The 9,012-nt window shown below is 43.4% G+C and carries 12 protein-coding genes, 3 tRNA genes and 1 pseudogene; 8 read left to right on the top strand and 8 right to left on the bottom strand.

All coding sequences use genetic code 11. From position 1 onward, the window contains the following. The 4 genes and pseudogenes from QZY09_RS23495 to QZY09_RS23480 form a co-directional block, all read left to right on the top strand. The coding region (locus tag QZY09_RS23495; RefSeq protein ID WP_295676819.1) for a hypothetical protein at positions 1-237 on the top strand (237 nt) is incomplete at its 5' end. Between the two features lie 104 nt (positions 238-341). After that, a pseudogene (locus tag QZY09_RS23490) lies at positions 342-1,571 on the top strand (aminotransferase class I/II-fold pyridoxal phosphate-dependent enzyme). Continuing rightward, positions 1,568-1,858, top strand: coding sequence for a hypothetical protein (locus tag QZY09_RS23485; RefSeq protein WP_295676817.1), 291 nt, complete (start codon positions 1,568-1,570; stop codon positions 1,856-1,858). Before QZY09_RS23490 ends, QZY09_RS23485 begins: the two are co-directional and overlap by 4 nt. 14 nt (positions 1,859-1,872) lie before the next feature. Beyond that, on the top strand, positions 1,873-2,715 hold the full coding sequence (locus QZY09_RS23480; protein ID WP_295676816.1) for an RteC domain-containing protein: 843 nt from the start codon (positions 1,873-1,875) through the stop codon (positions 2,713-2,715). Between the two features lie 31 nt (positions 2,716-2,746). Here the strand turns inward: QZY09_RS23480 and QZY09_RS23475 are convergent, their stop codons facing one another. From QZY09_RS23475 to QZY09_RS23460, 4 genes are all read right to left on the bottom strand, one after another. Beyond that, a complete protein-coding gene (locus QZY09_RS23475) occupies positions 2,747-3,019 on the bottom strand; it encodes a helix-turn-helix domain-containing protein (RefSeq protein WP_295676812.1) in 273 nt (90 codons plus the stop codon). A 76-nt stretch (positions 3,020-3,095) separates the two neighbouring features. Next, positions 3,096-4,349 (bottom strand): site-specific integrase, encoded by a 1,254-nt coding sequence (locus QZY09_RS23470; protein ID WP_295676811.1) that lies wholly within the window; start codon positions 4,347-4,349, stop codon positions 3,096-3,098. Between the two features lie 227 nt (positions 4,350-4,576). Beyond that, a tRNA-Lys gene (locus QZY09_RS23465) sits at positions 4,577-4,649 on the bottom strand. Positions 4,650-4,760: 111 nt separating this feature from the next. Next, positions 4,761-5,783, bottom strand: coding sequence for a YCF48-related protein (locus QZY09_RS23460; protein WP_295676807.1), 1,023 nt, complete (start codon positions 5,781-5,783; stop codon positions 4,761-4,763). A 187-nt stretch (positions 5,784-5,970) separates the two neighbouring features. On the opposite strand from QZY09_RS23460, the gene QZY09_RS23455 reads away from it, so the two are divergent. Next, a tRNA-Leu gene (locus QZY09_RS23455) sits at positions 5,971-6,054 on the top strand. 92 nt (positions 6,055-6,146) lie between these two features. After that, a tRNA-Leu gene (locus tag QZY09_RS23450) sits at positions 6,147-6,250 on the top strand. A 143-nt stretch (positions 6,251-6,393) separates the two neighbouring features. Here the strand turns inward: QZY09_RS23450 and QZY09_RS23445 are convergent. The 4 genes from QZY09_RS23445 to QZY09_RS23430 form a co-directional block, all read right to left on the bottom strand. Further along, positions 6,394-6,846, bottom strand: a complete 453-nt coding sequence (locus tag QZY09_RS23445; RefSeq protein ID WP_295676806.1) for a hypothetical protein — start codon at positions 6,844-6,846, stop codon at positions 6,394-6,396. A 70-nt stretch (positions 6,847-6,916) separates the two neighbouring features. Next, positions 6,917-7,237: a hypothetical protein gene (locus tag QZY09_RS23440; protein ID WP_295676804.1), complete on the bottom strand. Its 321-nt coding sequence runs from the start codon at positions 7,235-7,237 to the stop codon at positions 6,917-6,919. An 11-nt stretch (positions 7,238-7,248) separates the two neighbouring features. Continuing rightward, positions 7,249-7,725 (bottom strand): lysozyme, encoded by a 477-nt coding sequence (locus QZY09_RS23435; protein ID WP_295676802.1) that lies wholly within the window; start codon positions 7,723-7,725, stop codon positions 7,249-7,251. Positions 7,726-7,790: 65 nt separating this feature from the next. After that, positions 7,791-8,012, bottom strand: a complete 222-nt coding sequence (locus QZY09_RS23430) for a hypothetical protein (protein ID WP_295676800.1) — start codon at positions 8,010-8,012, stop codon at positions 7,791-7,793. A gap of 87 nt (positions 8,013-8,099) precedes the next feature. On the opposite strand from QZY09_RS23430, the gene QZY09_RS24835 reads away from it, so the two are divergent. Both QZY09_RS24835 and QZY09_RS23425 read left to right on the top strand, forming a co-directional pair. Next, complete coding sequence (locus QZY09_RS24835) at positions 8,100-8,618, top strand: acyltransferase family protein (RefSeq protein WP_367119266.1); 519 nt, start codon at positions 8,100-8,102, stop codon at positions 8,616-8,618. A gap of 96 nt (positions 8,619-8,714) precedes the next feature. Next, positions 8,715-9,012 (top strand): hypothetical protein (locus tag QZY09_RS23425; protein WP_295676798.1); only part of this gene is annotated, 298 nt, incomplete at its 3' end.

Raw genomic sequence — 9,012 nt, 5'->3', positions numbered from 1 at the left:
GACGTTGACAGCATCGCCTTATTCTGGAAACATCTCATGGATCATGGTATAACAAAATTAGTAGGTGTTGATTTATATGCAAAACAAATTGCCGCCACTTGTTCCTCAAAAGGCAAGGACGAATTTAAGTGGGAGACCATAAAAGGCAAGTTTTACGGAAAGAATCCAATATATATGAAAAGGATTTATGACCCGTTTATTGCCATAATTGAGGACATCAAAAGGTTCTTAAAATAGATAGTGGATAAGCCTGCCTAACCGCGGGCTTTTTTCGTGTATATCTCGTGTATACACTTTTATCATGATGTGCCAGGGTATTCCTTTGTCCCAAATAAAAACGTATGAAACAAAATTTCGACAACAACAGCTTCCGGGATTTCGAGTATATCCAGGGAATGGACGCCTGGAGCAGGGCTAAACTTTTTCAGGCTTACCTGGATGATCAGTCGGCTAAAGGGCAATGGAACTACCGCTTGCTGACTACATCCGGTTGCGGCCCGGTCATTCAAATGGGCGGTAAAGCGATGATCAGTTTGGTATCGAATGACTATTTGGGTTTTACGCAGCATCCCGCCGTCAAGCAGGCCGCCATTGCAGGGATCATGAAGTATGGCGCGGGCGCAGGTGCATCGCCGGCTATCGGCGGGCATTATGATTACCATGAACTGCTGGAAAAAAAGATCGCAGGCTTCTTCGGAAAAAAGCACGCCATTATCTACACCACCGGCTATACTTCCAATAGCGCTTCCTTACAATGTATCTTGACTAAAGACGATTTGGTAATTCTGGATGGTGGCGTACATACCAGCGTGATGGAGGGTTGTCAAACCTACAACCGCAAGACCGTGAAGCACAATGATCTGGACGCTTATGAGCATGCGTTGAAATTATCAGCCGGTAAACATCCCTGAGTGCTGGTCATCATTGATGGCGTGTATTCACAGGATGGTGACTTAGCGCCCTTGCGTGAAATTATCGCGCTTTGTAAAAAGTACGGAGCTAAACTCATGGTGGATGATGCACATGGCACCGGCGTGATCGGCAAAACAGGCCGTGGCCTGATCGAAGCCTGTGATGCGTGGAACGACGTCGATCTGATCACCGGCACATTTAGTAAAACCTTCGGGCATATCGGCGGCTATGTTGTAGCCAGTGAAGAAATGGTCAATTATCTCAAGTACCAAAGCCGGCAGCACTTATTCTCCGCCAGTTCTACGCCAGCCGCTTTGGCGATTGTCAAAGCCATCGAACTTGTGGATGAGGAACCGTTATGGATGTCGGCGCTTCATGCCAACATCCAGTATTTCCGCCACGGGCTTTTGGCCTTGGGCTTAAATATCGGCAATACGGAATCTGCCATTTTCCCGGTACGGGTTGGCGACAAGATCAAGAATGCGCGTATCTGCCATGCGATGCAGCAGAAGGGCGTTTACGCTAACCAGATCAACTACCCGGCAGTGTCTATGAAGGACGCGCGAATCAGGATGGGCGTGACTGCTTTGCATGAAAAAGCGCATTTGGATGAGGTGCTCAATGTATGGGCGGATATTAAGAAAGAATTCAGCTTATGATGCTGCAACCGATCAGTAAAAGCTACCGGCAGGCTTGCCGGGAAATTACGCTGGCACCCGAACAAAAAGTATTGTTTATGCGACTGCTGCGCGAAATCAGTGTCAATGCGGCAAGGAGCCGGAAAGCATGGACCATCAAAGAAGATTTCATTGCCTTATGGTGGATATCAATCGGGCGGTTCCCGTCGCTGACAGAACCCTCGGTCTGCGAGTTAATTGTCGATTGGGTGAAAGTGCAATTGCCTTTTGAATTAAGCGAGGCGGAATACCAGTTTTTGGTGAACTAATTAATTCTATCCACATGGAAAATAAAACTTACGAAAAGTGGCTCGGTGAACTGGACCAAGAACTGGCCTTACTCGACGGGTTAGAAGTCACGCCTTTGGAACGCTTAAGACATGCTTTACCCATAACGAACCGGGTATTGAATGATGTGAAGAGCGCCGTTTTAAAAGACGGTTTTGCTGACCAGGCCGCCGAAATCTATTTTTTCAAAAAGATCAAACCCAGGTTTTACGCGCTACAGTTATGGGAGATGTTGACTTATGGCCTCGCTACCCAAACACCGGCCGGAACAAAGGAAATGCTCAAAGCCTTTTACGAACAAGAATTGCTGCAAGTATTGCAACTATTAAAAGCCAGTTCCTTTCACTATCAATATTACAAAACGGGTTCTAGCGAATTAGATCAGGTCTATTTTTTAAGGGATGCCAAAGAAAGTGATATTCCCGTGCTGGAACTGATCGATCCCTATCCCGGCTTTTCGACAGCTCTTGATTATTCCTTCGCTAAATTCATGGCGTACGAGCGTTTAAGGGACTGCCTGTTGGCATTCATCACTGATATCTATGGCGGCCAGCAGCGTGCGCTGAACCCAACTAAAACCCCGTCGCTGAGGTGGACAGGTGACACCATCAATTTAGTCGAGTTAGGCTATGGGATCTGGCTGACCGGCCAGGTCAATAACGGTGAGGCTACTGTTGCCGACATCATTCAATTACTGGAAACCGCTTTCCATGTCCATGTTGGGCGTGCTTACAGGCTGTGGCAATCCATCTTGCAGCGGAAACGGGTAAGCCCGGTTAAGTTCCTCGATCAACTGCGCAAAGCCATTTTGAAACGGGTCGAAGAAACAAACGAATAATAAAAAAGGCCAGTGTCACTGGCCTTTTTTATTACTTCTTCTTTTTTGTATTACCCTCCATGAGCTGCATGATGTCATCATAATTGTAATAAATAATATGCCCGATGCGGCTGAACTTCAGCGTGCCGTTCGATCTCAACGTATGAAGCGTTCCGCCTGAAACTTTCAGCATGTTTTTTACCTGGTAACTCTTTAAATACCGCTTAGGGTCCTCTGTCTTTTTCGAGAAAAATGCCTGTAATTCCCGGAGCAGCGTCACCCTGAACTCCTCCAGATCTTGTTTTGTTATTAACTGTACTTCCATCTTTTTAAATTAAATAATAGCAAAACTATGCAAGGCATTCTGTCCGATTGGGTTCCCTACAGGGTAGTACCCTCATTTAATTATTGGCCGCCATTCTCAGCTTCCCGTTAATTTCAAACAACTTATCATGCAGTACCTTCATGTTATTGCTGATCTTCCTTTTGGTGATCCGAGCATAGATCTGGGTTGTCCTCATGTCTTTATGCCCAAGCATCTTGCTCACTGTTTCAATCGGAACATCATTTTCCAGCGTAATGGTTGTAGCAAAAGTATGCCTGGCCGTATGGGTCGTCAGCAATTTAGCGATGCCACAAATGTCAGCCAGTTCTTTCAGGTAAGCGTTAAAACGCTGGTTGCTATTCACCGGCAATAATTTGTTTTCATTGATGCAGTACGGGTGCTTTTTGTATTTTTCAATAATTTCCAAAGCTATCGGCATTAAAGGCACGGTTTCTTCAGTCCCGGATTTTGCCCGGTTTTTGGTGACCCATAAACTACCATCAACCCCAGTGAAGATATTTTCAGGTTCCAGCGCATAAACCGTTTCAAAGGCATAACCCGTAAAGCAGCAGAACACATATACATCTCTCACCTCGGCAATTCTGGCGTTGGCGATCTGCTTGTTATACATCTTGATGATCTCATCCATTTCCAGGTAGTCACGGTCGGGGTCATTATAGACACACTTAAAATTATGGATCGCGCTTTTTAGCACCATCCCTTCATTTACCGCCTTTGTCATCACTTGTTTTAAAGTCTTGACGTATTTCATCGATGTGTTTACATCAATGTCCTGCATCAGCAGGTAATGGTAGAAACCCGAAGCAAAGGAGTATTGGATCACATCCAGGTTGATATCAGCCCCTTTAAATTTCTTTTTCAGGTAGGCCTCTACTTTGCCTTGTAGACGTTCATAGCGTAATAGTGTACCTTTCGTTCCCTTGCCTTTACTTACTCTTTCGGCAAACTCATCGTTGTGTATCTTAAAGGCCTGCATAAGCGTTGGCTTTGGCTCCGGTTTATAAAGATAACCGTCCTTCACCATTTTGGCTGTCACTTCTTCGTGTTCATCACATAGGTTGTTATAGCACTTTTCCAGTTCTCTCCTGGTATAAGTGATATAGGTATTAATGGCTGCTGCATCTTTGCAGGCCTTGATGGCAAACCCTGTATCTTCATTCCAGTGTTCTGCCATTACTTTTTTACCGGATGAGAATTGGTCTCTTAACCCGTTGAGGGTGATCCGTACATAAATAGGGACCGCGCCGTCTGTTGTTTGTTTGGCTTTCCAAAGCCAGAATAAAATAGAAAGTTCTTGATTTACTTTCATTTGTCAGTTATTTGAGGTGAAACCATGGCCCCTCCACAACCTCAAACCCGAATTCTTTGGCAGATTCGGTATACTAAAGGTCGGTCTTTTTGACAGTATACCGAATAGTACACCGAATGCCTTAAATCGATTTGACCCTGACTGAATGAAAAAGTGGCTTTAAAGTGGTTTAAAACGAGAAAAGCCTTTCTTTCGGAAACGCTTTATCTCTGAGTAAACGGATTTTGTGATCCCGCTGGGATTCGAACACAGGACCCCAACATTAAAAGTGTTATGCTCTACCAGCTGAGCTACGGAATCTACTTTAACCGTTTCGTTTAAAGTGGTGCAAATATAGGACTATTCAACCTTGTATGCAAGCCTTATTTTAATTTATTTTTTTGCTTTATTAAGGGCTTAATAGCCAGTTATCTATGGTTTAAAAATCCCTATTTTGCCTCCGTTGCCAGCGAATAACACCAGTTTTCCGTGTTTGGCCTTGCGGCAAACGTTAAAACTTGTATCATCTATTTTAGCCCATGTTTTGCCGCCATCCGTGGTAATATTACTGCCTGGGGTACCTGTAGACAGGAAAGTATTACCTGCAATATACTCGATGCACGACTGAAAGCCCAATGGGCCAGTTTTGACTGGGTAGTAATTTAAAGTCGCATCCAGCCTTGGTAGTGCGACAGCAGCAACCGAATCGGTTTTTTTGTCATCAGCGTAATCACCGCCAACAAACAAGCAGCTATTTTCTGCCATTGCAAAAGAAAATGCCCCCTGGCTGGACTTATGATGCACTATTGGTAACGGGTCGTATTGCCAGGAGCCAAGAGTGATGTTAAAATAGATGAACCTTGTGTTAGTGCCTCCTGATGATATCCCAATAGCACCTTTTACTATTCTTAAACATGTTCCGCTTGCTGCAAAGGCGGCTTCGCCCGGTAAGGCATCGGGTGGATTATTATAGGCAGCCCATGTTTCGCCGCCATCTTGAGTTTCCATCAAAACAAACTTGTTATTGATCGGGTCGCCTAAAATATAACCATGTTTTTTGTCTGCAAAATCCATCGCATCAAAAAAATATGCCGTGTCTATGTTGCTGTATTTTACGTTCCAGCTCGTGCCGCCGTCAGTAGTTTTTAAAATTAAAGCCGGGGTACCTGAGCTCATGATGATGGCTTCTTTATCGGAAAATGCTTCAATATCCCTGAAATCGGCTTTCTCAAAACCTTTTACCGTTTGCCAGTTCCAGGTTTTACCGCCGTCGCTGGTTTTGGCAATAGTTCCTTTGCTGCCGCTTACCCAGGCCACGTTGTCGTCAACGACCGATAAGCCGCGGATACTCGTCGGATTACCTTGTTGCAGCAGGCTGATGCTTTGGGCGTTTACATTTAAATTTAATAGTAAACAGCTTGTTAGGACTGCATATTTGAAAAAGTTTTTCATCATTTTATTGCGGTTTTTTCCAATTCGGGGTCATACATTATGTCCCCATATTGAATCGTTTCAGTTCCTAAATTACCTTATAAATTGCTTTCTGCAAATCGCCGGCGCATTTTTATATTTATTGCCAAACAATTTGCCGGAAACGATTATATTTGCAACCTTGTTTACGGCGCAGGCCCGAACAAATAATGCCCGGATGGCGAAATTGGTAAACGTTGCGGTCTCAGAAGCCGTTGAGAATTGTCTCTTGAGAGTTCGAGTCTCTCTTCGGGCACATCCTTTTTGAAAGTAAAAAGTCTTAAGTCTAAAGTTCAGAGTCGTTATTCAGACTTAGAACTCCGGACTTAAGACTTTCGACTAAAAAAAGCCCAGGTGGCGAACCTGCCTGCCTGCCGGCAGGATTGGTAGACGCACCACTTTGAGGGGGTGGCATTCGCAAGGATGTGGCAGTTCGAATCTGCTCCTGGGCACATATCTTTTCAGTCAAAAGTCTTAAGTCTATAGTCCGGAGTCAAAAATGGTAGCTAATGCCCGTTGGCGAGTTGGTAGACTTTGTGGATTCAGAAACCCGTGAGCGTTTGCATCGTTCTTTAGTTACAAGATCTTCTAAATATTAAGCGGCTTTTTTAAACTCATTCTGATAAAACCACTCCAGGATTTCAACCCCGTCGCTCCATGTTAACTTGCCTTTTGAAGCAATTTGCGCTACAAATATAGAGAGATTGTGGAGGAAAGCTCCTTTAATATCCCCTTCCAATCCCTGCAATACTTTTAATGCACAAGTTGTAATTTGTAATGGATCCGTGAGACCGGCGCAACTGTCGGCAAGTTTTAGTTCAGTTAATATGCCCGGTAGTTTGGCACGAAGCAGGGTTTTAATTTCATCGTCGATACCGCCGGGGATGATCGCTGTCAATACGTCTGCGGCTGGAGAGTATACAAAGTTTTTAATATTCTCGGTAACCTCAACGCCTACGTGTATGGCGATCTGCATTTCTGCGGGGAAACTGTCAAAGAGGCTTTTGATCTCGCCCCAGATTTTTGTAATAAATGATTTTAAGCTCATGATGATTATTTGATTAAACAGATTATTTGGTGATTACACCGATTTATTTTTTGATTTTATTGATAGGTTGTTAGGGCCTGGCGGCACTATATTGTGCCGCGCCGGGTGGTTTTAACGCTGCAACGTTTAATGCAGACCGGTTTTGACTTACCGGTGTTTTGATTTCATCCACCTCCTTTTGCAATAGGTTAACCTGGTCCTCTAAAACTTTTATGCGGATGGCGTTTACCCTGGCCTCGGTACTTTGAGCATTTTTAATTTCCTGTATGTCACTTTTCAAACCGAAATAGGTCGTCATTACAGAGGCCACAATACTGGCGGTGCTCACAATGGTTACCACCAGGTTTTTTACGGTGATGCCTTTTAGTTGCTGATGCTCAATTGCTGTCATGGTTAAAAATCTTAATGATTTGCATCTGGCTGCATAAACAATTGGCTTTCTTCCCTGCGCCGGTGTACCAGCGTATCGCAGACTACTTTTTCACCGGTTTTGGGATCGGTTATTTTATCCCAGGCTAAAAAATGTGTTGCAGCTTCGGTATAGTTTTTTTCGTTTAGTTTTACCAGCAGGGTTGAGTGCTGCAGCGCGCTGGTACCTTCGTTATAGGTAAAGGACACCAGCGCATCAAACTGGTTTTGAGTGAGGTGCACCTTTACGTAGCGGTTAACGGCATCCTCATACTGCCCCAGGGTATTGGCGAAAAGGGCATCTGCCTGCACGTCGTCGGCTAGTTTGTCGCCGGGCTTTACCGCCCTGCCGTCATGGTAGCGGGTTGATCCGTAACCAATAGTCCACACCCCAGCCACGTCGCGATAGGCAGTTAAGCGGAGGCCTTCAAAATTTTTGATGATCTTAAATCCGTTTTTACTTAAATTCATGTTTTTGTGTTTTAATGTTTTTGTTAAGAAAAGCTGAAATCGGCGGCTGCCTGAATGGCGGGAGATTATTGCGCGGGAGTAACCGTTTTTGCGGGTGTAAAAAAGTTTTTGCCCAGGTAAGCCAGGCCGGCAGCTAAAGCCACACTACCGATTGACGGCCAGTTAATAGCAAATGAGCCTGCCTTTATACTTGTTTCAATGGCGGCAATTACGGCGCCGCCTACGGCAACTAAAAGGCCTTTCCCAAGATCCTTCAGATCAAGGGAGAATAGTGATGATGTTTGCATAAGGAGTGATTGATTTTTATTTTAAAAAGTTTGCTGAAGCATATCCGTCCATTTCTGCGGATGCTTAATTATTTGTTTATTTGAAAAATGGCTAACCAGGGCAAAATATTAAGTATTCAATATCTGCGTGGACTTGCGGCTTTAGGTGTCGTTTTGTGTCATTATGGATCAACTTTGTTCTTGTATCCAAGACTTTCGGATTTCTTTAACTTTGGCCAAAATGGTGTTTATGTTTTCTTTTTGGTAAGTGGATTTATCATAGTTTACTCACTTAGTGCATCTGGATATAAACCACGTGAGTTTTTAAGATTTTTACTAAAACGGTCAATTCGTATAGATCCATCATATATTTGTATAATTCTTGTTACTATACTTTTTTTTAATTGCTTATCATTATCTAAAGGTCAGGGTACGGACTTTAAAGCCGCACAGTTCATCGCTCACGTTTTTTATTATATCCCGTTCACCCACTATCCTTTTTACAATCATGTTTTTTGGACGTTGAGCGTTGAGTTCCAATTTTATCTAATAGTAGGACTTCTGTGTTTTTTGTCCTCTGGTAAGGTCTTTCAGCATATATTTCTAATTGTTTTCAGCTCAACGTGATTTTTTAAATTCCCTAATTCTGAATTTTTAGTCATTTCATATGCACCAATTTTTGCACTAGGGATTTCATTGATACAGTTTTACACAGATCGAAGCTTGAAAAATTTAATTCTGCCTGCGTTCATCTTTATTCTCATCGTCTTTAAATTTGGCTGGTTAATTTTTCTGTTGCTTTTTGCAAGTTGCTTGCTCATCATGTACTTTAATATTGTCGTAAAACCTTTGGCGTTATTGGGAGATATCTCCTATTCTCTCTACCTAACCCATGGTTTAACCCTTATATTTTTTATTGGAATTGGAAAACGACTTAATCTTGACTTTGATCATTACCAGCTTATGTGGCTACTCTTCGAAGTCATATTGGCAATTGCCGTGGCATACATTTTCTTTATTT

The sequence above is a fragment of the uncultured Mucilaginibacter sp. genome (assembly GCF_903913935.1).
Classification (GTDB): domain Bacteria; phylum Bacteroidota; class Bacteroidia; order Sphingobacteriales; family Sphingobacteriaceae; genus Mucilaginibacter.
This window is presented reverse-complemented; position numbering and strand designations above follow the sequence as displayed.

Excerpts from the sequence above, each read along its gene's own strand:
- QZY09_RS23430 (WP_295676800.1), bottom strand. The coding sequence starts at position 8,012 with ATGCAAACATCATCACTATTCTCCCTTGATCTGAAGGATCTTGGGAAA.
- QZY09_RS23485 (WP_295676817.1), top strand. The coding sequence starts at position 1,568 with ATGATGCTGCAACCGATCAGTAAAAGCTACCGGCAGGCTTGCCGGGAA.
- QZY09_RS23435 (WP_295676802.1), bottom strand. The coding sequence starts at position 7,725 with ATGAATTTAAGTAAAAACGGATTTAAGATCATCAAAAATTTTGAAGGC.
- QZY09_RS23480 (WP_295676816.1), top strand. The coding sequence starts at position 1,873 with ATGGAAAATAAAACTTACGAAAAGTGGCTCGGTGAACTGGACCAAGAA.
- QZY09_RS23460 (WP_295676807.1), bottom strand. The coding sequence starts at position 5,783 with ATGATGAAAAACTTTTTCAAATATGCAGTCCTAACAAGCTGTTTACTA.
- QZY09_RS23470 (WP_295676811.1), bottom strand. The coding sequence starts at position 4,349 with ATGAAAGTAAATCAAGAACTTTCTATTTTATTCTGGCTTTGGAAAGCC.
- QZY09_RS23440 (WP_295676804.1), bottom strand. The coding sequence starts at position 7,237 with ATGACAGCAATTGAGCATCAGCAACTAAAAGGCATCACCGTAAAAAAC.
- QZY09_RS23475 (WP_295676812.1), bottom strand. The coding sequence starts at position 3,019 with ATGGAAGTACAGTTAATAACAAAACAAGATCTGGAGGAGTTCAGGGTG.
- QZY09_RS23445 (WP_295676806.1), bottom strand. The coding sequence starts at position 6,846 with ATGAGCTTAAAATCATTTATTACAAAAATCTGGGGCGAGATCAAAAGC.
- QZY09_RS24835 (WP_367119266.1), top strand. The coding sequence starts at position 8,100 with ATGGCTAACCAGGGCAAAATATTAAGTATTCAATATCTGCGTGGACTT.